The following is a 22429-nucleotide window of genomic DNA, read 5'->3' as shown; positions in this document are numbered from 1 at the left end:
ATTATAGAAAATAGCCAATTGACAATTTCATCATTTAATATTAAAGTGTGGGAAAATAAATAAATTATTAAATAGATATAGAAAATGCAAAATACATCAGAGTTTTATTGTGCTTATTGTGGAGAAGTAAACGTAACTTTTATTGATTTCAGTGCCGGAATGCAACAAAACTATATAGAAGATTGTCAAGTTTGTTGCCGTCCTAATATTTTGTATATCAGGATTGATGAAGACACACTAGATATTGAAATAGATACCGAATATGATGGTTAAATAATTCGGAACAGCCTCATAAAAAAACGGAAGAAGAGAGAGGATAAAAGTTAAACCTTGTGGAGTTGATTGTACCTGCACAAATATCTGATCGGCGGATAAATTCCAAAAAGTGGATAATTGTGAATTCATTAATTAGTGTTAGAAATAATTGTAGTTCTGGTTAAGCTACAGCTACCAAATCCCAAAAATGTTGGGTTTCCTTGCGTCAACCCAACCTACAAATTTTAATTAATGACTACTTAAAAGTATTGCGAAGTTCTTCTTTCATTTTATTTGCTGGGTTACGAGATTCACTTTTTATGTCATCAGTTTTTCCACTAGGTAGATAATTAGGGTTGACAATACTATTGTCTATGGCTTTTTCAGTTTTAGCTTCAATCTTTTTGGTTGCTCTTGAGTTGGGTTGCCACTTCGTATCTTTTATATCTTCGACTGCATTACGAACTTTACTTTCAGCTTGCTTGGCTTTACCCATGAATTGGTCTTTTTTATTTCCTGTGACATTACCGAAAGTTTCTTGAACTTTACCTTCAATATTTTTAGTTGTGGCTTCGACTCGATTCATAGTTGTGGCCATTTGAGTCTGAGCGAGACTAACCTCAGATGTAAAAGCTGTGAAAATTCCCAGAAATAGAACTAAACTAATGACGAAAAAAAACTTGCGAAATTGTGAAAATAGATTCATGGAATTTTCCTCATTTATAGGTTGTTAATTAATAAATGTCATCGGTTATAGTTTTGGATTTGGTACGGCTGGAACAATTTTGACTACAACTTTGACGCTTCTTACACCCTTGATTTCTTTAGCAAGAGAATTAATTTTATTTAGTTGTTCTTGATTCTGGACATTTCCAACTACAACAATTGCTCCATCTTTAGCCGCCACAGTTAATTGACTAGAGGGAATATTCGCCTCCAACTTAGAACGAACCTCACTGGCAAGATCACTATTAGCGCGAGTTGCATTCCCTCCAGTGACGTTATTGCGTTGTTCACGGGCGCGAATATCTGCGTTGAGTTGATCTCGACGAAGTTGGCTAGTTGCGTCTTTTTGATTGGCTAAAATTGTTTTATCTGTGGGAACTTCACCAGTTTTCTCAGCAGAATCGGGCGCACTGCTGCTAGTTTTGGCTTTATTGTCACAAGCAACTGTTCCCAGAACCAAAATGCTACTGAGGACTAAAAGCGTAATTTTTCTCATATTTCCAATCCCTTTTACACACGCGAGACAACAGGATTAGCAGAACGGCTAATGGTTGGACTATTGTAAACTTCCCATTCCCGCATTCCCTTGTGCTTGAAAATTGTTTCTGCTCTCAGGATTTCCGCCTCTGTGCCATCTACAATTACTAGATAATCTCCATCAACTACATAATCATGGTAGATTTGCGCCCGATGTTCAGGAATTCCTAAACCTACTAAACTACCAATTAAACCACCAACTGCTGCTCCGATAGCTCCACCTGCTAGAGTTGTAGCGATCGCTGTAGCTACTGCTCCTGCTAACATAACTGGACCAATCCCCGGAATTGCTAGAGTTCCTAACCCAATTAGTAACCCTGTCAACCCCCCAACCGCTCCTCCTGCCTCGACTCCAGTTTTCGCACCTTCCTCTACACGAGTGGTTTCATGAGTGGTTTCATGGCCGATTTCACGGGTTTCTGTTGGTTCTTGAACTCGTGTTTCACCAATTTGGTATCGCTGATTTAGATCTTCATCATGTTTAGCAATCACAGATACCTGATTCATGGCAAATCCGTTATCTCGCAGTTCATTTAGAGCATCTTCTACTTCGTCGTGACTAGAAAATACTCCCACTGCTCGTTTATTATTAATCAAGGTCATTTTTTTATCCTTTCACAAGGGAAAAAGTGGCAGGTAACAAGGTAATTAAGAATTAGTTTGTAAGATCAAAAAAAGCCTTATTTCCCCCGCCCCTGCCTGGTTAATCTACTCAATAATTTCTTTGGCTTGATCTTTCACATCTTCAACTGCGTGGCGAATTTTGGCTTCTGCTTGTTTTTCCTTGCCTTCTGTTTGAGTTTTTGGATCTCCTGTTAAATCACCTACGGCTTCTTGAACCTTACCTTCAATGTTTTTGGCAGTTGCCTTAGCTCTATTTTTCACACTCATAATCTGCTCCTAATGGAAAATTTACTAACGCGAAATCTGGGTTTTATCTTCTTTCCACATTCGGATGTTCTTGGGTGTTAACATCCAATTCTTCTCGACGCAGAGTTTCTTCTGCTTCAATGGTTTCGTGATCTACAACTTTATTAACTCTGACTTCTTCTCGTAAGAAAGCTTCTTTATGAATGTCCGCAGTTTCTTCATAAAGTTCTATTCGACTCACTTCTGTCGTCCCAAAGCTATCGCCATCTAAAGCCACCGTTTCTCCCGCAGTTGTAGGAGTGACTCGTTCAATGACAATTCTTTCTTTATCTATGGGAACTGAAACCCGCGCTTTTTCTGTTTCTGTATGTTTCCCAACAATCACTTCTCCCGTTTTGGCGCGGACTTTGTTGGCAATTAATCGTTCTTGATATAGTTTGAAAGTTTGATGATCCTGATCATTCAAAGCATATAGAGCCGGATCTGCTTTATAGTCATAGGCAGCACTGCCGTTACCGGACTTTCTCGGTGGGGCTATGGGAGGGGCTACCATAGTAGCTCCCGCAGGTCGAGAACTGGCTGTATCTACAGAACCGGAACTTTCTAAGAATGCTTCGGAACGATACACTCCTCTGACTTGTTCTTCATAGTTATAATCAATTTCTTTGTGTTCGTTAAATTCGGGTAAATTCTCCGCTTGTTGTTTGGTCATTCCCACTGTATAAATCCGTTCAGAGGTATGATCAATGCGCGAACGACCAACTGGCAATAAAACTTTTTTCCCAAAAATCCACAAACCTAAATCAACAACAAAATAGCGAAAATGTCCTTGGTCATCTACTAAAATATCGCTGACTGTGCCAATTTTTTCATCTGCGGTTGCATAGACACCCATACCTTTGATATCTTTGCCTTCAAAACTTTCTCGATAATTCGGATCAAATTCTTTAATTTTCAAAAGAGGCATACTATTTCCATCTCCACTTTTTACGGATGTGGAACAGGTTGATAATTTTGCTCCTGTTCCAGTTTCACCATCAGTTGATGTCATCAAATACCAATTATTCTCAACATTAGAACCTGGTACAATTGGGTTATTAGTTTTTCTGCTCTGTTAGTTCTAATATGTATACATTAGTTATTTTTATGATTAAGACCGTCCATCAAAGGGTTGATTATGCTTGTATGTCAATAGACAGAGATTCTCAACCAAGTAAATGTGCAGGAAAGTTCAGATCCCCGACTTCTTGGAGAAGTCGGGGATCTGGGTGGGTTTAAAAGTGTATAAATTCGTTTATAGCCAAATAATCTAAAAATTTCTCTTGGGGAAAATCGCAAATAATACACTCGGTGTCAAAAAATTGCATTAAAATCACTACGGCGGTAATCTTTGGGTGTGAGTTTGAGGTATTTTTAAGTCAGCTTGACGATAAAATTAATCCACTTCCTGCGGTCTTTAGGCTTACTGCGCTAAAAAATTAGAGAGTTAATTTATGTTTCAGTTGTTAAGCCGGGTTTTGCTATGGCTCTTAATTGGTGTTGTAGCCTTTTCTTTGTTTCAAAGATTCTATCCATCAGTAACTTTTGTCGGCAGATTTGTTTTAGGGTTAGTCATTGTTGTTTTAGCTTTAGCATTTCTCAATCCCAATGAACCAGCAGTGGCTTCATTGTGGCGATTTATCTCCTTCCCGCTCAAGCCTTTGGGCGCTTCGGTTTTAATGTTGTTTCTAGCTGCTCAAAAAATCAAAGGCGGTGGCATTGATAAACCGGGCGGTTTTTTATTAGGATGGGCTTTGACGGTTTTGCTTTTGTCCAGCACGCCAGCGATCGCTTACTTCCTCGTTAGATCACCAGTTGCTACAGTTGAGGGGACGAACATAAATCACCAAACTCCCCCATCCGCCCTAGTCGCCTTTGGTTCAGCAAATCCTAATTTCACAATCTCAGATATTCAGCAAAATATCATCCCACCAATGGTAGAGATAAATTCTCCAACTATAGCCTTCAATAGTCTGACTGCGAATATCCCTTCCTATCTCCTCCAAAATCCTCAAGCAATCAGCACCCGCGGGTTACGGGTAGAAGACTTTGTTCCTAATGCAGAAACACTGCAACTTACTACCCAAGTATGGGAAAGTTATCTCAATCAGATTTATGTTTTCTTGCGTGGCCGGACGTAGAAGAAGCAGGGAGCAGGAGGCAGGAGGCAGGGGAGAAATTTCTTTCTTTTTTCTTCTTCTTTCTTTCTTCTTTATTCCTCCTGACTCCTGACTCCTGACTCCTGACTCCTCCCACACAATACCAAAAAGTTAGATAATTGTTGGCATGGCCAAATCTCACAGACTTGATAAAATCGCTGCTTATTTACGCCCCTATTGGCGCGAAACCGTCTTCGGTATTATTGCTTTATTAGTTGTCAATGGGCTGGGTGTATATATTCCTTTGTTAATCCGTTCAGGGGTAGATACTCTATCTAAGAGTTTTAGTTTTCGCCAAATCATCCATTATGTAGTCCTTATCGCCCTACTTAGTTCCGCTATGTGGATGATGCGAATGGCTTCTCGGATTTGGATATTTGGTGTGGGAAGACAGGTAGAATTTGACCTCAAACAGCGGATTTTTCAACATTTACTGCAATTAGAACCTGCTTATTTTACAGTTAATACTCCAGGGGATTTAATTAGTCGCGCTACCAGTGATGTAGATAATATTCGACGGTTGGTAGGTTTTGCTGTATTAAGTTTGGCAAATACTTTTTTTGCCTATACTCTGACATTACCAGTGATGTTGTCTCTGAGTGTGGAACTGACATTGGCATCATTAGCAGTGTACCCGTTCATGTTTCTGATGGTGCATTTTTTTAGCGATCGCTTGCGTAATGAACAAACCGCCGTCCAAGAACAACTTGCAGAAATTAGTGAACTGGTACGGGAAGATATGAGCGGTATGGCACTGATTAAAATCTATGCCCAAGAAGACAATGAGCGTCAAGCATTTAGTCAGAAAAATGAACAGCTATTAACCGCTAACCTCAAACTAGCTAAAACGCGCAACACCCTATTTCCGCTCATTGGTGGGTTAGCAAGTCTCAGTTCTTTGATTATTATTTGGTTAGGTACAGCCAGAATATCCTCTGGAACTCTTGCCATTGGTGATTTTCTGGCTTTGCTAATTTATGTAGAGCGATTAATTTTCCCTACCGCTTTATTAGGATTCACCATTACTGCTTACCAACGGGGTGAAGTCAGTATTGACCGTTTAGAAACTATTCTCAGTGTGACTCCCAAAATTCAAGACACACCAGATAGCATTCATTTGGAGGTTAACAAACTCAAAGGGGAACTGACAGCAGTAAACTTTAGTTACACCTACCCCGGCGTAAATACCCCAGTTCTAGAACATCTTAATTTTAGGATTGCTCCTGGGGAAGTAGTCGCTATTGTCGGTCCGGTTGGTTCAGGAAAATCAACCTTAGCGAATGCTTTCCCCAGATTATTGGATATTCAGCCAGGACAGTTGTTTTTAGATGGGTTGGATGTGACAAAACTAGCTGTGAGTGATTTACGCGGAGCGATCGCCTACGTACCACAAGATAGCTTTTTATTCAGTACCACCGTCAAAAATAATATCCGTTATGGTGATCCCGTCTCCGCCGCAGAAGACGTAGTTTACGCCGCCAAAATGGCGCAAATTGACGCAGAAATTCAGAATTTCCCCCAACAGTATGAAACCCTAGTGGGTGAGCGAGGAATTACCCTTTCTGGTGGACAAAGACAACGCACAGCTTTAGCAAGAGCAATGTTAATTGATGCCCCCATCTTGCTGTTGGATGATGCCCTATCCAGTGTAGACAATCAAACTGCTACACAAATCCTCACCAATCTGGCTACAGGGACAAAAAGAAAAACCGTAATTTTCATTACCCACCAACTTGCTGCTGCTGCCACATCTGACCGAATTTTGGTCATGGAACAGGGGAAAATCGTCCAGACTGGTCATCACTCAGAACTGGTAGAACAGCCTGGACTTTATCAAAATTTGTGGCATCAACACCAAGTAGAAGAACTATTACATTGAACCAAAATGGATTAATTTTTTTCGAACTCAGGTGGGAACGGGCAACTTTCTAACAGGAAAAACTCATGTTTAAAAACATGAGATTGAAATAATGACACTGTTTTTTCGGGCTACGCATCTTTTAAAAACATCTTTTTTTGACAGAAGCTTTAAACTGGTGCAACTAAAGTTTCTTATCTGTTCCCTGTTCCCTTCTTTTGTAATTTAACGTAGGAACTAGGGAATAGGGATTAGTACCGCTTGGCGGAAGTCAAAAGTCAAAAGTCAAAACTAAGAGGAATGATGACAAATTACTTTATTTATTAATAATGCTGATTATGAAACTATGGAATGAATATTTAGGAATATTACTGTGATGATTTCTTCTCAAGATTGGAGCAGGCCAGAAATGATTGCAACTGGAATAGAAACAAGAATCAGTCGTCTAGAATCTATTGTTGAACAGATTGGAGACGCTGTACTCTCGACAACTGAGACAATTGAACGTCTTGCTCACAGAGTAGATGCTCTGAGTCTACAAATAGAGGCTCAAGGAAAACAAGTACAGCAGCAAGGATATCAGATTTTTGCTTTATGTGACGCTGTTCAAAGTTTGGCTGATTCTCAGAAGGATTCTATGGAACAAATCACTCAATTGTCACAAACCTTAGATGGGCTTGTATCCTTGTTGCAAGATGAATAATTATAGGAGGAGTCAGGAGAGTTCCCGCTACCACAGAACCCATATCCAAACTAATTACTTGCTTATCAAGTAAAATTTCAGGGACATCTTGATTCACAATGCGTTGCGCTAAACCTTCAGCGATCGCTGTTTTACCAACCCCTGGTTCTCCAATTAAAACCGGGTTATTCTCAATACCCGTGAATGAAATTGTCAAACTGCTTGTGGGGGAAGGATTTTCAAGTCTTTTTCTATATCTCTGATTTCAGATTTATGGGAAGAGTTTTTGCGCTTGAATTTGGACATTTTAATTTTGACAACACGGGGATTAATACGTTTTCGTCGGGGGCGATCAATTTCAGACTGGGAAATTAATGATAATAAATATTGATGTTGAATTTCTCGTAATTTTAAGGATGAATGGCTGATGAGTTGTACTAAATCTATAACTAGTTGCAAAGATTCAAGAAAACTAAGGAGTAAAGGATTTTTATTATATTCGTTAGCAGATTGGTAAATTAAATCGCGGAGTAGATTATAAGCAATTAACATAGCATAAAGTTCTTGTTCGACTAATTCAGATGTTTTGCTCCGAAAAATAGTGGGCATTTGTCCTTTGAGCGTAGCACATTGATGTGTTTTTATTTCACAGAAACTAATTTCCACCTCCCATCTGCAATGATAGTGAATAATTAATTCTTTGGCAGAAATATTAGGGTCAATAATACTAGTAACTAAACGACGAGGGAGAAAACCAGGAATTTGATATTCAATAACTCGGACAATGATACTTTCCTGATTCCATTGTTTATGCGATTCTGTAGATTTTTCTAAATTGAGAATTTTGCCATTAATTTCTGATAAATAACTTCCATCTGGATATCTAGCCATGTATCCATCTGGCAAACGAGAATCAGAGATAACAGGTAGTTTAACATTAGAAGCTACCCTAAGTAAAAAGTCGCATTCTTTTGTACGAATACTAAAAATAGTTGCAAAGGAATATAAACCAGCATCTAATAAAAATAATAAGTTTTTCTGGTTAAATTGTGCCAGTAATTTAGTCATTAAAGTCCTTTCACCAGTTCCTTTACCTTGGCTCGAACCATAGGTAAAATCTAGGATCAGGCGTGTTGATGCTGATATTAATGTGACTATTCTCAGCATGGGAAAAGCACTTTCTCCTCGACCACATTTAGACTTCCCAAATTTATCACGATTACTTTCAGTATCAGGTGTCGTACCTGTGGAACCATCAAATATTACTGTAGTCCATTTATGAAAGTCATATTTCAATGTTGTCAAACTAGAAGTGAGTTTTTTAAATATTAGTTGAAAAACTGTTAATCCTATACGAACTCTGGCATGACTCATAGCACCTTCAGAAATAAGTTGTTTTGGTAGACAACAGGATAACCACCTCAATCCTGATATCATCCAATCCATTATTCCTAAATAACTTAAATCACGACGGATAGTGGAGAGAATTACAAACCAAATGACAAACGTTGGTACTAGAATCGTTCCTTGACGACATTTACTTGATGAAACACTCGCCAAAGATTCTTTGATAATAGTTGATAAATGTTTTGCAATTGGTTGCAGATCATATTCTGTCGTAAACTGAGTAAGCATCTGATGATGTTCTTTTTGAATTCCCATACAAAACTGTCAAGGATGACTTGAAATAAACTCTTATAAAGCTTAAATATTCTTTCATATTTTGTCAATATATACTATCAGGCTACTCATTTTGGAGCAGGAATAAAAATTCTCGACGAAAAAAATGACACATTTATGATTTTTTAAATTTGATTTCAAATAATTGACAAGATTGATGATTTATAAATTCAAGAAAAATCTCATGATCATATAATTTTAGATACATTTTGCCTGGAGTTTAGACTAAACTGAAGTTATTTTTATGCCTTAATATTTGCAGAATTAATATTAGTAATTATTTGTAGGCTATTAATTTCATTCACGGGTATTGACTTTAAGCCTGGTTGTGATTTGCAGTTTATGTTTTATCATCGAGCGTCAAGGAGTAAAACAAGAACACATTAAATCCTTGGAAGCTTCCCTTGCTCAAGAAAAAAAAATTGGTGAATTAAAGGTTCAGCTATTTTCTATGATTTCCCATGAATTTCGTACACCTTTAAGTGTAATATTGCTTTCATCTCAGTTATTACGGGAAATTCTGGTGGATTTGGTGGATAAAAAGGAATTAAAAAATCTTGATCGCATTCAGTCTTCAGCAAAGTTGATCAATCACCTATTAACAGATATATTAACTTTGACTAGAGCCGAAGCAGGTGAACTAGATTATAAACCTCAATTAATCAATGTGGAAAACTTTTGTTTGAATCTGCTGGAAGATGTGCAGATGTTTAGTCACACAAATCATATTATAAAGTTCATCAAGCATGGTCAATCTTTTCGTGCTAATCTAGATGAAAAATTGTTGTACTCTATTCTTAGCAATTTGCTTTTAAATGCCATCAAATATTCGTCATCTGGAGGTAGTATATCCTTGGTTTTGAATTCTCAACCAGATACTACTATCTTTCAGGTGATAGATGAAGGTATAGGCATTTCTCCAGCGGAACAGGCTAGGCTTTATGAGCCTTTTTTTCGATCTCAAAATGTTGAAGGTATTGTCGGAACTGGGTTAGGATTACCAATTGTTAAGAAATGTGTAGAAAGACACCAGGGAGAAATTTTGGTGGAAAGTAAAGTTGGAGTAGGAACAACTTTTACTGTAAAAATTCCTCTAACATACCTCTAAGAGTAAGCCAAAAAATAAATAGTGTAGCGAAGCGAAATGAAGCATCTCAAAAGATTCTTCACTACACTTCGTTTCGTAATGCCTCTGGCACGCTGCGCGAACAGAATGACATTGGGCATTTCTTTTTGTGGAGTTCTCTAAGCTATCTGTAGCTTAAGTTGAAACCCGATGAGATTTTGCCTTACTCCTACCTATATAACCCGGATAATTAAGCCATCTTGAGTATATCTTCCTTCTTTCTTCGCCCTCTTCGTCTCTTCGTGGTTCATTTATCCATATTCTTCCGTAAAAACCCATAAAAAAAGGTGGGTTAACAATAAAGTCACCCACCAAATAAATTACCGACATTGTAGAAATCCGTAATTAACCAACATTAGTTAATAACAACTCACGGGTTTCCGACTTTCTAACCTTTACCTGGCCATCATCATCTACATCCACAATAGCCTTATCTCCATCTGCAATTTCCCCAGACAAGATCGCTTCAACCAAAGAATCTTCCAACAGACGCACAATAGCGCGGCGTAATGGTCTAGCACCGTAGCTAGGATCATAGCCTTCTTGGACAACCTTCTCTTTAAAAGCTTCAGTCACTTCTAAAGTGATATTCTTCTCTTTGAGACGACTACCAACATCACGCAGCATGATTTCAGCAATTTGCTTGACCTCATCTTTGTTGAGTTGAGTGAAGACGATAATATCATCAACACGGTTGAGGAATTCGGGACGGAAATATGCTTTGAGTTCTTCGTTAACCAAGTTACGAATCCGATGATAACTAGCTTCTGCTGCATTATCAAACTCAAACCCTAAGCTACTACCACCTTTTTCAATTACCTTAGAACCAATGTTAGAAGTCAAGATAATTAATGTATTCTTGAAGTCTACTTTCCGACCTTTCGCATCCGTAAGATGACCGTCATCCAAGATTTGCAGCAGCATATTGAATACATCGGGATGCGCTTTTTCGATTTCGTCGAATAGCAACACTGTGTAGGGTTTGCGCCGTACAGCTTCCGTTAATTGTCCGCCTTCATCGTATCCTACATAACCAGGAGGTGAACCAATCAACTTGGAAACGTTGTGGCTTTCCATGTATTCGGACATATCTAAACGTACCATTGATTCTTCATCCCCGAAGAAGTAAGCCGCTAAGGCTTTAGCTAATTCGGTTTTCCCGACACCAGTTGGTCCAGAAAAGATAAAACTAGCAATGGGACGATTAGGACTTTTTAAGCCGACACGGGCGCGACGAATAGCGCGAGAAACCGATGTAACTGCTTGTTCTTGTCCAATCAATCTTGTATGTAAAGTGTCTTCAAGATGTAAAAGTAATTCAGATTCAGATTCAGTCAGTTTGTTAACGGGAACACCAGTCCAAGAAGCGACAATTTGAGCAATGTCTTCTTCGTTGACAAGGGGAGCGTTGACAGTTTCCTGATTTTCTTCTAAATCAAGTCTGGTTTGTAGTTCTAATTCTTGTATCCGCAATTTACCAGCTTTGCTAAAATCTTGAACTCTAATGGCTTCCGATTTGGCTTTGGTAGCGGTGGTTAATTCCCGTTTGAGTTCTTTGTTATTCGCAATGTGCGAGTGACGTAAACGCACGCGAGAACCAGCTTCATCAATCAAGTCAATGGCTTTGTCGGGTAGAAAGCGATCGCTAATATAACGATCTGCCAATTCAGCCGCCGCAACTACTGCTTCATCCGTAATATTGACTCTATGATGCTGTTCATAAGCACCGCGTAAACCATAGAGAATATCAATAGTTTCGGCTACCGATGGTTCTCCCACCAAAATTGGCTGGAAACGCCGCTCTAAAGCCGCATCACGCTCGATGTGCTGACGATATTCATCTAAGGTAGTAGCACCAATGCACTGGAGTTCACCCCGTGCTAAAGCCGGTTTCAGGATATTAGCTGCATCCAAACCGCCTTCTGTGCCACCTGCACCCACTAAGGTATGAATTTCATCAATCACTAAGATGATGTTTCCGGCGCTGCGGACTTCCTCCATGATTTTTTTGAGGCGTTCCTCAAAATCACCCCGGAAACGAGTTCCCGCTACCACAGACCCCATATCCAAACTAATTACTTGCTTATCAAGTAAAATTTCGGGGACATCTTGATTGATAATACGTTGCGCTAAACCTTCAGCGATCGCTGTTTTACCAACCCCTGGTTCTCCAATTAAAACCGGGTTATTTTTGGTTCTCCGACCGAGAATTTGCACAGTTCTTTCAATTTCCTTCTGGCGACCAACTACCGGGTCTAGCCTGCCATCCTGAGCCAGTTTGGTGAGATTTCTGCCAAACGCCTCTATGGATAAATTTTGATTGCGCTGGGAATTACTTCTACCACCAGTGACAACCGCTGTATCTTCACCCAATCGGCTCATCACAGCGGAACGGATAACTGGTAAATCCACTCCTAGATTTTGTAATACTTTGGCGGCGACTCCTTCACCAGCCTCAGTTAAACCTAATAATAAGTGTTCAGTGTTTATGTAATTATGTCCAAGACCGTGAGCTTCTCGGAAAGATTGCTCAAACAGGCTTTTTACTTTCGGGGTAAAAGGAATTTCCGGTGGGACAAACCCAGAACCCCGGCCAATTATTTTTTCTACTTCCCGACGGGCTTCTTTCAGGGTAACACCCAACTCAGCCAGCACCTTAGCAGCAACACCTGTTCCTTCTCCCATTAGACCCAGGAGAATTTGTTCTGTTCCTACAAAGTTGTGTCCCAGTCGTCGTGCTTCCTCCTGGGCTAACATAATTACCCTAATGGCTTCGGAAGTGAAGTGTTCAAACATAGCGGGTTCTTTCCCTCGTGCTGCTTGGACTTTGGGTGAGATATTATTTCACCCTCATCTAAAGTTTCTTGTATTTTCTTAAAGATAATGTATCTTTATTTTAAGCTGAATGGCAGTAGTGAGAGCCGTAAGTGACAAGGCGTAGTTGCCGTCATTCACTAGATAATGGTAGATAATTAGCAATGGTCGAGATTTTTCATCTTGAGTTGTTGATGGATTGCTAACTTCGTACAGGTATTAATTGTGACAGAAATTTCCGGCGGTAAAGACCAACAACATCCACTCTACAACCGCGATCGCCCCCTTATTGATATTTTACTCGCTCAAGACGCAACCGATTACAATTTATCAGAATTGGCTAGACTAAAAATTCGCTATCAAGGTTTTCCGGGAGCGCGGGACATCCAAAGCAACTTAGATAAAGTTTTGCAACGCTGGGGTTTAACGGAAACTGAACTATTTGCAAAAACCCGTCAAATCCATGATATCGGCGGAATTTACAAAAGTCAGGGCAAAAAAGACGAGCAGGATTGGAATTAGGGAATAGGAGTTCAGGAGTCAGGAGTCAGGAGTCAGGAGGAAAAAAGAATAAAGAAGGAAGTTTCTCCCCCACTTCCCCCACTTCCCCCACTTCCCCCACTTCCCCTACTTCCCCTACTCCCTGTCCCCTGCTCCCTGTTCTCGATAATCTCGGAGTTGTTGGAGGAGTTGTTCTTGGGATGAATTGGGTGGTTCGGAGATAGGTTGGGTGGTTATTTCTACTTTCTCCAGGGTTTTGGGTGGGGGAGTAATTAGTAAGTTTCGACTTTGCTCAACTACTGACGCTGGTTTTTGGGGAACGGGTGCGGTAATTACTACCTTTGATTGATTAGCATCAGCTTTGAGAGAATCTAGAGTTACAGCTACCTTGGTTTTTTCCTGGATGTCTTTGCTAGAAGAAACTAATTTACTCAGACCATTTACCAATCGCAGCATATTTTGACGGAACTTAGGATCGCCTGTTAATTCATCTAAATCAGCGGTAATTTTTTGGGTATTTTCAAATGTTGCTCTAGCTGCATCTAAAGTTTGTTGCAGTAAAACAATGTTTTTTGGATCATTTAAAGTTTTAGAAGCATCTTTTAAATTCGCAGAAGCTTCGGCTGCATTTGCAGATAGGGTTTCTAGGTTATTTAATAATTTTCCTTGGGTTAAGCGGTTAATCGCCGGTGATAAACTAGTAATTGTTTGCCTAAGTTGGTTACTGGTTTCCGTCATACTATTCAAAGTACCAACTAAAGAAGAACGATTAGTAGTGATGAGATTATCTAAATTTGTTAGTAAGCGACTTGCTTGTTTGGCTGTTGTACTAAAGTCTTTAGATGTTTCGCCTAATTGATTCGCTGTTTTGGTTGTGGTTGCAGTTAATTGGACTGTCGAACGTTGTAATGTAGCTGCTGTATCTGAAAATACACCTATTTGTCCTTTGAAGGTTTTGCTCAACCCTTGCAAATCCTTCGTCAAATCAGCGATATTAGCAGCAGCATTAGCCGAGGTTTCTAACGTACGATTCACATTTTTATAGAACTTTTCACTACTGTACTGAGCCGCAAAAATAGTTGATTGTCGCATCAGTTCATCAACACTGATGCCAATTTCACCTTTTAAGCGAGAACCATTACAAATAATTAGGCTGGAATTACAGTCTTTATCTAGGGGTTTAGCGGTTACCTTCCCAGGTAAATCTCCTTTTGGTGTAATGTCAATAATATTTTCGCTAATTAATCCACTTTGATTGGCTTCAATGATCGAATTACTGGGAATTATTAAATCAGGGGAGTTAATTTGAATTTCGACATCAATCGCATTTGAGCCGGGTTTAACATTGGTGATAGTCCCCACTTTCACACCCCGAAAACGCACTGCTGAACCCTTTTGCATTCCCCCCGCGTTAGCAAATTCGATGGTTGCTTGATAAGAAGTTTGGCCGGGGGTGATTCTATTCAACCACAGTAAAATTACTCCAAATGCGCCTAACCCTAGCAGGAGCAACAATCCTACAGAACCTTCTCTCCATGTACGTGCAGATGTGAAGCTGCTAATTAGACCTCGCATTTATTCCTCCACTGATAGCGTTAAACTCAGCAATTTTATTTGATTTGGTACTTAACCAGCTACTTGAATGGGTCCATGTACACTTCCACTCATAAATTGTCTAATTAAGGGATTTTCTGTGTGATCTAAGGCAACTACTGTACCTTGCCATTGCACTTTTCCTTGATAAAGAAAGACTATTTGATCCGATGTCCGCCGAATTGTACTATCTTGGTGAGTCACAATGGAGTAGGTACTACAGACTCCTTGTGTATGTTGCAAGTCACGGATTAAGTCCTCAATTACCGTTGAGGCAATGGGATCTAATCCGGCTGTAGGTTCATCGTATAATAAAACCTCTGGACTATCTGTAGGACGTTGAGGATTGGACATAATAGCACGGGCAAAACTGACTCTTTTTCGCATTCCTCCAGAAAGTTCTGACGGGTAAAGGTGACTAATATCTGCTAGTCCTACCAATTCTAGTTTTTGATTGACTAATTCCCGAATATGCGATCGCTTGAGTCGAGAATGTTGATAAAGTAGAAATCCAATGTTCTCTTCGACTGTCAAGGAGTCGAATAAGGCCGCTTGCTGAAATACCATCCCAATCCCCACAGGGTCAGCAGCATCTTCTATTAAACCTTTTCGTTGTACCCCTTGAATATAAATTTCTCCCTCATCGGGTTTTAATAATCCGGCTATAATCCGCAAAACCGTTGATTTACCAGTTCCCGATGGTCCAATAATCCCTAATGCTTGGCCTCGATATATCTTTAAATCCACATTATCTAAAACTTTGTTATTGCCAAAAGTTTTAGAAATACCTCTTAATTCAATTAATGGTTCTAATGTTTCTATCATTGCTGGTTGGTAATTGATTAAATTCTCACCTGTCACTTAATCACCTGTAACCTATAATATTTTGTAAATAACTTTATTTTCCCATTTTACTCAAGCTTATGTCTCCTTATCCAAGTTTAGTAACTGTTTCCGCACTTATATTATATTTTGTAGTCACAATTAATGTTGGTATAGCCAGAGCTAAATATCAAGTCCCCGTACCGCAAACTACAGGAAACCTCGATTTTGAAAGAGTGCTAAGGGTACAACAAAATACCTTGGAACAACTAGCTTTATTTATTCCGGCTTTATGGTTGTTTTCTATTTACGTTAGTCCTATTTGGGGTTCTGCTCTCGGTGCAGCTTGGATAGTAGGAAGAATTGCTTATGCTTGGGGATATTATCAAGCTGCTGAAAAACGCGGTCCTGGTTTTGCAATTAGTTCTCTCAGCGGTATGGTGCTAATTCTTGGTTCGCTGGTGGGGATTATTTTATCTATGGTGAAATAATTTTTGTTTCGCGCAAAGATACAAAGGAGCAAAGACGCAAAGGAAGAGGGCGGATTGACTTCCGCCCATATTGGTTATATATATGTACTTGATTTACTCAACTAAATCGGGGAAGACTTCTTGGACAGCAGGATGTACAAGCCGATGATTTTGGACGTTTAAACCTTTTGCTAAGGCTGGGTTAATGTCTAAAGCTTTAAGTCCCAGGTTTGCTAACTGGACAGTATAGGGTAAGGTGCTGTTGTTGAGGGCTTGTGTGGATGTCCAAGGCACTGCTCCTGGCATATTAGGAACTCCATAATGCACTACTCCCTCATCAATGTATACTGGTTTGGTGTGAGATGTGGGGTGTAATGTTTCCACGCAACCACCTTGGTCTACAGCGACATCTACAATCACTGAACCAGGACGCATTTGTTTAACTAATGCACGAGATACTAGAATGGGGGCTTTTTTACCAGGAATTAAAACTGCACCAATCAGTAAATCTGCATCTTTAACTGCGGCTTCAATATGGGCGGAATTGCTGTAAAGTAGTTCTACTCTCGAACCAAAGAGGGTTTCTAGGTAAGATAGGCGTTCCACGTTGACATCTAATATTTGCACCATTGCACCCATACCGACGGCGATTTTTGCGGCTTCTGTACCGACTACACCACCACCTAAAATCACGACTTTACCGGCTTTGACTCCGGGGATACCTCCTAAAAGTACGCCTCTTCCTCCTTGTTGACTTTCTAGGAATCTTGCGCCAAATTGTACGGCTAACCGACCAGCAACAATACTCATGGGGGTGAGTAAGGGGAGTTTATTTGCTCCCGGTTGTTCTACGGTTTCATAAGCGATCGCACAAGTGCCACAATCAATTAAATGTTCTGTTAGTTGACGATTTGCAGCTAAATGTAAATAAGTAAATAACAATTGTCCTTTCTGCAAGAATTTATACTCGCTTACTAAAGGCTCTTTTACCTTAACAACTAACTCCCGATTCCAAGCAGCATCGGCTTTATCTACAATTTCTGCTCCAGCATTACGGTAGTCTTCATCAGTAAATCCCGCAACCGTACCAGCTTCACTTTCTACAAAAATATTATTACCATTTTCTCGTAATACCCGAACACTGGAAGGACTTAAACCTACCCGAAATTCTTGATCTTTAGTTTCCTTGGGAACACCAATTTCCATTGATAACCTCTTATATTTTATTGTTTCACTTTAGCGTGCCAGTACCTAGCTGATTATTTCCGTATTCAGTAATTCAAAATCCAAAATTTTTTAGTCTCCCTCACGCTACACCTTGACTAATTCGCCAGGTTTCTTACAATAGATAAAGAATAATTAAAAATTGTTAAGTACCGACGACCATCCCCGACAATTTACTTGAAAAATCCCTGTAAATTTTTGTTTGCCAATTATCAAGAAAGGAATCACTGATTATGACACAACAACAACCAACTATTACCCCTAAATTAGAACAACCTAAGTTTGGTTTTAATGAATATGCCGAGCGTTTAAATGGCAGAGCGGCTATGATTGGCTTTGTTTTAATGGTGATAATCGAATATGCTACCAATCAAGGTGTAATTGCATGGCTCGGTTTGAAGTAGACTTCTAATCTGGCGTTACTGATAACTTGCGTGGCATAGTTTACTAAAGCATGAATTTAGGTGTAGAGATGTTCCATGGAATGTCTCTACATTAGTTTTCAGTTGATTTTTGTCCTCACAGTCTGTTTCGCTAAATTAATTTCGTGCGTCAGTCCTAGTACAATGGAAATAATTGTGATGATCCTCAAAGCAATTACTTCTAGGGTGTTAATTACCGTACTCCCTTTTTCGGCAAAGGAAATTACAATTATTTGTGCTATTATTTGCCTCTAATCAAATAGACAAATTGTAGTTAGGATATTCTGAGTAAGTTTATACAAAAACTCTAAGTGGAACTAAGTAAGCTGTGATGAATGCTGTATTACCTCGTTTTTTAAAGTCAGCCTACCGCAAAGAACCTATCATTAGCGCATTGATAACAGCGGGAACAATAGATGCTCTCATTGGTGGTTTGGATGATAGTTGGTCACTTTTCATCTTTGGTTTAGGAACAGTTGGAATAGCTCTCGTCTTTAAATTATGGCGAATGCAGCAACGTCCGGCTTTACCAGAAGAGCCTGTTGCTCAATATTATTTACCTCCTCAGTCTTCGGCTGATGCTTTACCTGTATTAAAGGTTTCCAAGAAGAAACCCCGTCAGTAATTACCGAAGCTGTCAGCGGTAAAACGCTTGAGGTGCAAAGCTTTATGATGAAAATTTGTACCTCATTTGCCCAAAATATGCTATATTTGGAAACTTTGGAAAGATTCAGGACTACTGGTTATATGTGGTCTTTGTCAGAAATTTACACTATTCAAAATCAAGTAAAATTCAATTAGTAACTATTACTAAATAGAACGATGAAACTACAAACTACTACCCAAGAAATCAAAGTAGTTACAGCTTACTATGCTCCAGAAGAATATTTAGAATTAGAGGAAAAAGCTGATTATAAGAATGAATATCGAGATGGAGAAATTATATCTATGACTGGTGGAACAACAAATCATAATAAACTGGCGTTAAATTTAGCAACTGGCTTGAATGTGGCGTTAAATGATTTGGACTATGAAATTTATATTGGTGATGTGAAATTGTGGATACCACGCTATCGGGAATTTACTTATCCTGATGTGATGGTAATTGAGGGTCAGCCTATTTATTACAGCACAAATACCACAATAGTTACTAATCCTGTGTTAATTGTGGAAGTTTTATCTAAATCAACAAAAGATTATGACCGTGGTGATAAGTTTCTTTATTATCGCTCAATTCCTGAATTTAAAGAATATATTTTAATTGACCAAACTAAATATTATGTAATGCAGTATGTGAAAACTTCGGAAAATCAATGGATTTTGACAGAGTATGAAACTGAAGATGCTCTGATAAATTTGTCATCAATTAATGTAGAATTATCTTTGAAGCAATTATATAAAAAAGTCAATTTCTCGGAAAATTTAGAATAAAAAATCTCGGAATTTGGTGATTACCTTTTTATTAACAACGGACAACTGTACGGGCGAAGCATTTGGAGAACTATTTTTGGCAATGACCGATAATTTATCTTCCAAATCCTTCGCCCCTACTGACAACTGTACGGGCGAAGCATTTGGAGGACTATTTTTGGCAATGACCGATAATTTATCTTCCTAATGCTTCGCCCCTACTGACAACTGTACGGGCGAAGCATTTGGAGGACTATTTTTGGCAATGACCGATAATTTATCTTCCTAATGCTTCGCCCCTACTGACAACTGACAACTGACTAATAACCAATGAATAAATTACTAGTAGTAGCGACAGGAAACCCCGGTAAATTGCGGGAAATGCAAGCTTATTTAGCTGATTCTGGATGGGAATTAGGTTTAAAACCGGAAGATTTGGATGTGGAAGAAACGGGAGAAACTTTTGCGGAAAATGCTGGTCTGAAAGCCTCGGAAATTGCCAAAGTTACAGGTAATTGGGCGATCGCTGATGATTCTGGTTTAAAGGTAGATGCTCTCAATGGTGCGCCGGGGGTGTATTCTGCTCGTTATGGGAACACGGATACAGAAAGGATTGAGAGGTTATTAAGAGAATTAGGTGATCAGGAAAATCGTCAAGCTCAATTTGTGTGTGCGATCGCAGTTGCAAATCCTCAAGGAGAAATAGTGATTCAATCTGAGGGTATTTGTCACGGTGAAATTTTGTTTGCACCTGCTGGAGATGGTGGTTTTGGTTATGATCCGGTTTTTTATGTACCAGAGAAACAATTGACTTTTGCTCAAATGACGACGGATTTAAAAAAATCAATTAGTCATCGTGGTAATGCTTTAAAAGCTTTAGTTCCTCAGTTATTGAGCATTTAAGATTAAGAATCTAAGATTTTAATTTGGATTTGGTGAAGACGCGGACCAATAATTGAGATCACCGTAAATTCAAGATGATCATAATTAAAGATTTCCCCTTTCTTGGGGATTTTTTGGCATTGATAAAGTAAAAATCCGCCCAAAGTCAGATATTCTCTAGTTAAAGGTAAATTAAGATGTAAGACTTGATTAACTTCTTCTAGATTGATTTGAGCTTGCACTAAAAATGTCTGTTGGTCTACCATTTGGATCAGCAAATCATTAATGCTATCAAGTTCACCGGAATGACCGATAATTTCAGCAATAATGTCTTGAGTAGTCACCAGTCCGACAGTTCCCCCAAATTCATTGACTACCATTACCATAGAGGGTTTCTCTTGCTGCATCATTGGCAAAAGTTCACTTAATAGGGTTTGTTCTGGCACAAATCGGGGCGGACGCATCCACGGTTGGATTTGTGTTTCTGGTGTGATTTTTCCTAAAGCCAAGGGTTGTGCTAAATCTTGAAAGTAAACTATACCGCGAATGTCGTCTAAAGATTCGCCAATGATCGGATAACGAGAGTGACCAGTAGATGCTATTTCCTCAAGTAATCCCTGAAAACTGGCGGTTATGGGTAAAGCAATAATGCTAGTTCGGGGAATCATGATGTCTTCAGCCGTAATATCTCCGAATTCAAAGACGTTATTTAAGAGTTCTCGTTCTGCATTTTCTAAACCTGTAGATTCTCGTTCTGTGGAGATAATTAATTGTAATTCTTCTGGTGTGACTGGAGGCCGCCAACTTTGTCCCGTGTATTCAATCCCAAATAATCGTAATAGCCAATAAGTTGAGTGGTTGAGAACCCAAATAAAGGGACTAAAAAAACGGACTATTGATTTAACTGATGGACCTAAAAGCCTAGCTAGATGTTCTGAATACAACATTGCTACTGATTTTGGACACAATTCGCCTAAGACGATTTGTAGGTAAGCAATGGCAAAAAAGGCCATGGGGACTGATAAAGAATGAGCTAGTAGATAATTAATTCTGAAAGGTAACGGCCAGGAATCGAGCCATTTTTCTACCAATACAGCAATTGTACTTTCGCCAATCCAACCCAGTGCCAGACTAGAAAGGGTGATACCTAGTTGGGCTGTAGATAGTAATCTATCAATACTACGCTGTAGTGTTTCCACGGACATCGCTCGGAAATCACCCGCTTGTACTAACTGTTGAATCCGAGTTCGCCGCACTGTCACCATTGCAAACTCTGCCGTCACAAAAAAGGCATTGATAGCAATTAGCACTAGCACACTACACAACCGCAGCCCCACGTCTGTCCAACTTAAAGTAGAAAAAGCACTCACTGTCTAAGGTGATGTCAAATTTGACATTAGTGTAAGAAAATACCATCTAAAATCCTGCGACTGAGCGAAATTAAAGTCCAAAATGGAATCTTAATTCCCTTTTTCTACAGGAATATCAGACAATTGTAACTTGAGTTTTTGAGCAGGATAATCAGTCAAAGATAGAGATATCTGTTTGACATCATCAAGTAAAGCTGTGGGAATGCTAATTGTACCTTTAAATTCCGCACCTTTTGCGGGCAATTCTGCTGGTAAACCTTCTGTAATTGCACTCAAAGTTCTGCCTTTATCGTCGGTAATATCTAAAAAACTATAGAGAAACCGCACAGAATCACCACCTTTATTCTGCATATTCACTTTTAGTAGTAAATCACCACCCGAATAGCGAATAGATTTTACAGACATAGTTACACCTTCACTTTCAGCAGTTATAGGAAATCCTGGTTGAGAAGTTTCTGGTGCTGCGGGTTTTTCCTGTGGCTGCGGCTGGGTAATTTTAATTTCTTCTTCTTCTGATTTGTCTGGTTTATTACCCTTTTTTTTGTCGCTAATTCGTGATTTCACGACTTTGAGAATATCTTCTTCTTTTAAGAAAGCTTCACTTTCCTGTTGGGGGTTATTGGCTTTGCTGCTGTTAAATTTAGTCGCAGGACGACCATCTGGTGTAGTGACACCTTTAAGTGCCATACTTCCCAAGGTAAAGCCCAAAAAACCACTTGCAGAACCAGCACCCAACATGAGGGTTAACAAAATTAAGGTTAGTAGTACAGTAGTATTTATTTTCATGGCAGTTATCAGCGAATAGGAATTCAGATTTAGTTACTATATATGCTACTCAGGATTTTTGAGTTTGGCATTATTAATCTTAGAGGATGTTTGAAAAGTGGTATTCCGTAATTTTCATCACATTGCTACCCCCCTTTCCCCTTGTAAAGGGGGGAAACAATAAAAATCCAGTTCCCTCCCCTTGACAAGGGGAGGGTTAGGGT

24 protein-coding genes and 1 pseudogene are annotated in these 22429 nt (G+C 39.3%); 11 read left to right on the top strand and 14 right to left on the bottom strand.

Annotated elements, in window-relative coordinates:
- Positions 1-84 precede the first annotated feature (84 nt).
- Positions 85-273, top strand: coding sequence for a CPXCG motif-containing cysteine-rich protein (locus HGD76_RS14570; protein ID WP_148761195.1), 189 nt, complete (start codon positions 85-87; stop codon positions 271-273).
- 238 nt (positions 274-511) lie between these two features.
- Here HGD76_RS14570 and HGD76_RS26280 read toward each other — a convergent pair whose 3' ends face one another.
- From HGD76_RS26280 to HGD76_RS14545, 5 genes are all read right to left on the bottom strand, one after another.
- Positions 512-961 (bottom strand): CsbD family protein, encoded by a 450-nt coding sequence (locus tag HGD76_RS26280; RefSeq protein WP_407644782.1) that lies wholly within the window; start codon positions 959-961, stop codon positions 512-514.
- 45 nt (positions 962-1006) lie between these two features.
- Positions 1007-1477, bottom strand: a complete 471-nt coding sequence (locus HGD76_RS14560; RefSeq protein WP_168696214.1) for a BON domain-containing protein — start codon at positions 1475-1477, stop codon at positions 1007-1009.
- Between the two features lie 14 nt (positions 1478-1491).
- Positions 1492-2121 carry a general stress protein gene (locus HGD76_RS14555; RefSeq protein WP_168696213.1) on the bottom strand — a complete coding sequence of 210 codons (630 nt, stop codon included), beginning with the start codon at positions 2119-2121 and terminating at the stop codon, positions 1492-1494.
- Between the two features lie 105 nt (positions 2122-2226).
- Positions 2227-2409, bottom strand: a complete 183-nt coding sequence (locus HGD76_RS14550; RefSeq protein ID WP_148761187.1) for a CsbD family protein — start codon at positions 2407-2409, stop codon at positions 2227-2229.
- A gap of 43 nt (positions 2410-2452) precedes the next feature.
- On the bottom strand, positions 2453-3355 hold the full coding sequence (locus HGD76_RS14545) for a DUF2382 domain-containing protein (protein WP_168697452.1): 903 nt from the start codon (positions 3353-3355) through the stop codon (positions 2453-2455).
- A 526-nt stretch (positions 3356-3881) separates the two neighbouring features.
- Here HGD76_RS14545 and fraI point away from each other — a divergent pair.
- The 3 genes from fraI to HGD76_RS14530 all read left to right on the top strand — a co-directional run bounded on the left by fraI (position 3882) and on the right by HGD76_RS14530 (position 7147).
- On the top strand, positions 3882-4568 hold the full coding sequence (fraI, locus tag HGD76_RS14540; RefSeq protein WP_168696212.1) for a septal nanopore formation protein FraI: 687 nt from the start codon (positions 3882-3884) through the stop codon (positions 4566-4568).
- A gap of 145 nt (positions 4569-4713) precedes the next feature.
- Positions 4714-6465: an ABC transporter ATP-binding protein gene (locus HGD76_RS14535; RefSeq protein ID WP_148766820.1), complete on the top strand. Its 1752-nt coding sequence runs from the start codon at positions 4714-4716 to the stop codon at positions 6463-6465.
- A gap of 388 nt (positions 6466-6853) precedes the next feature.
- Complete coding sequence (locus tag HGD76_RS14530) at positions 6854-7147, top strand: hypothetical protein (RefSeq protein ID WP_015083427.1); 294 nt, start codon at positions 6854-6856, stop codon at positions 7145-7147.
- A 19-nt stretch (positions 7148-7166) separates the two neighbouring features.
- Here the strand turns inward: HGD76_RS14530 and HGD76_RS14525 are convergent.
- Positions 7167-7319, bottom strand: a pseudogene (locus tag HGD76_RS14525) (AAA family ATPase); the annotation flags it as partial.
- A 20-nt stretch (positions 7320-7339) separates the two neighbouring features.
- Positions 7340-8788 carry an IS4 family transposase gene (locus HGD76_RS14520; RefSeq protein ID WP_168694730.1) on the bottom strand — a complete coding sequence of 483 codons (1449 nt, stop codon included), beginning with the start codon at positions 8786-8788 and terminating at the stop codon, positions 7340-7342.
- A gap of 328 nt (positions 8789-9116) precedes the next feature.
- Between HGD76_RS14520 and HGD76_RS14515 the strand changes: the two genes are divergently transcribed.
- The gene (locus tag HGD76_RS14515; protein ID WP_168696211.1) at positions 9117-9914 is read left to right on the top strand and encodes a sensor histidine kinase; all 798 of its coding nucleotides are present in this window, start codon (positions 9117-9119) and stop codon (positions 9912-9914) included.
- A 363-nt stretch (positions 9915-10277) separates the two neighbouring features.
- Here HGD76_RS14515 and HGD76_RS14510 read toward each other — a convergent pair whose 3' ends face one another.
- The gene (locus HGD76_RS14510) at positions 10278-12728 is read right to left on the bottom strand and encodes an ATP-dependent Clp protease ATP-binding subunit (protein ID WP_168651382.1); all 2451 of its coding nucleotides are present in this window, start codon (positions 12726-12728) and stop codon (positions 10278-10280) included.
- 243 nt (positions 12729-12971) lie between these two features.
- Here HGD76_RS14510 and HGD76_RS14505 point away from each other — a divergent pair, with 243 nt between their 5' ends.
- The gene (locus HGD76_RS14505) at positions 12972-13268 is read left to right on the top strand and encodes a DUF3288 family protein (protein ID WP_015083492.1); all 297 of its coding nucleotides are present in this window, start codon (positions 12972-12974) and stop codon (positions 13266-13268) included.
- A 114-nt stretch (positions 13269-13382) separates the two neighbouring features.
- Here HGD76_RS14505 and HGD76_RS14500 read toward each other — a convergent pair whose 3' ends face one another.
- Together HGD76_RS14500 and HGD76_RS14495 are read right to left on the bottom strand one after the other, a co-directional pair.
- Positions 13383-14822 (bottom strand): MlaD family protein, encoded by a 1440-nt coding sequence (locus HGD76_RS14500; protein WP_168696210.1) that lies wholly within the window; start codon positions 14820-14822, stop codon positions 13383-13385.
- 51 nt (positions 14823-14873) lie between these two features.
- Complete coding sequence (locus tag HGD76_RS14495; RefSeq protein ID WP_148761179.1) at positions 14874-15665, bottom strand: ABC transporter ATP-binding protein; 792 nt, start codon at positions 15663-15665, stop codon at positions 14874-14876.
- A 98-nt stretch (positions 15666-15763) separates the two neighbouring features.
- Here HGD76_RS14495 and HGD76_RS14490 point away from each other — a divergent pair, with 98 nt between their 5' ends.
- Positions 15764-16153 carry an MAPEG family protein gene (locus HGD76_RS14490; RefSeq protein WP_168696209.1) on the top strand — a complete coding sequence of 130 codons (390 nt, stop codon included), beginning with the start codon at positions 15764-15766 and terminating at the stop codon, positions 16151-16153.
- A gap of 93 nt (positions 16154-16246) precedes the next feature.
- Here the strand turns inward: HGD76_RS14490 and ald are convergent, their stop codons facing one another.
- Positions 16247-17338 carry an alanine dehydrogenase gene (gene ald, locus HGD76_RS14485; RefSeq protein WP_168652709.1) on the bottom strand — a complete coding sequence of 364 codons (1092 nt, stop codon included), beginning with the start codon at positions 17336-17338 and terminating at the stop codon, positions 16247-16249.
- A 251-nt stretch (positions 17339-17589) separates the two neighbouring features.
- On the opposite strand from ald, the gene HGD76_RS14480 reads away from it, so the two are divergent.
- The 3 genes from HGD76_RS14480 (at position 17590) to HGD76_RS14470 (ending at position 19209) form a co-directional block, all read left to right on the top strand.
- On the top strand, positions 17590-17760 hold the full coding sequence (locus HGD76_RS14480; RefSeq protein ID WP_015083487.1) for a CAB/ELIP/HLIP family chlorophyll-binding protein: 171 nt from the start codon (positions 17590-17592) through the stop codon (positions 17758-17760).
- A 349-nt stretch (positions 17761-18109) separates the two neighbouring features.
- Positions 18110-18403: a hypothetical protein gene (locus tag HGD76_RS14475; protein ID WP_168696208.1), complete on the top strand. Its 294-nt coding sequence runs from the start codon at positions 18110-18112 to the stop codon at positions 18401-18403.
- A gap of 197 nt (positions 18404-18600) precedes the next feature.
- Complete coding sequence (locus HGD76_RS14470) at positions 18601-19209, top strand: Uma2 family endonuclease (protein WP_168696207.1); 609 nt, start codon at positions 18601-18603, stop codon at positions 19207-19209.
- On the opposite strand, the gene HGD76_RS25885 is transcribed toward HGD76_RS14470, so the two are convergent.
- The gene (locus HGD76_RS25885; protein ID WP_267904241.1) at positions 19201-19335 is read right to left on the bottom strand and encodes a hypothetical protein; all 135 of its coding nucleotides are present in this window, start codon (positions 19333-19335) and stop codon (positions 19201-19203) included. The genes HGD76_RS14470 and HGD76_RS25885 overlap by 9 nt on opposite strands.
- A gap of 183 nt (positions 19336-19518) precedes the next feature.
- On the opposite strand from HGD76_RS25885, the gene rdgB reads away from it, so the two are divergent.
- Entirely contained in the window at positions 19519-20091 is a 573-nt protein-coding gene (rdgB, locus tag HGD76_RS14465) for an RdgB/HAM1 family non-canonical purine NTP pyrophosphatase (RefSeq protein WP_168696206.1), read from the top strand.
- A gap of 2 nt (positions 20092-20093) precedes the next feature.
- Here the strand turns inward: rdgB and HGD76_RS14460 are convergent, their stop codons facing one another.
- Both HGD76_RS14460 and HGD76_RS14455 read right to left on the bottom strand, forming a co-directional pair.
- On the bottom strand, positions 20094-21440 hold the full coding sequence (locus HGD76_RS14460; protein WP_168696205.1) for a hemolysin family protein: 1347 nt from the start codon (positions 21438-21440) through the stop codon (positions 20094-20096).
- Between the two features lie 90 nt (positions 21441-21530).
- A complete protein-coding gene (locus HGD76_RS14455; RefSeq protein ID WP_168696204.1) occupies positions 21531-22226 on the bottom strand; it encodes a hypothetical protein in 696 nt (231 codons plus the stop codon).
- Between the last annotated feature and the right edge of the window lie 203 nt (positions 22227-22429).

The sequence above is a fragment of the Dolichospermum flos-aquae CCAP 1403/13F genome (assembly GCF_012516395.1).
GTDB lineage: Bacteria > Cyanobacteriota > Cyanobacteriia > Cyanobacteriales > Nostocaceae > Dolichospermum > Dolichospermum lemmermannii.
The sequence above is the reverse complement of the archived record's forward strand: the minus strand, read 5'-3'. Positions and strand labels throughout refer to the sequence as shown.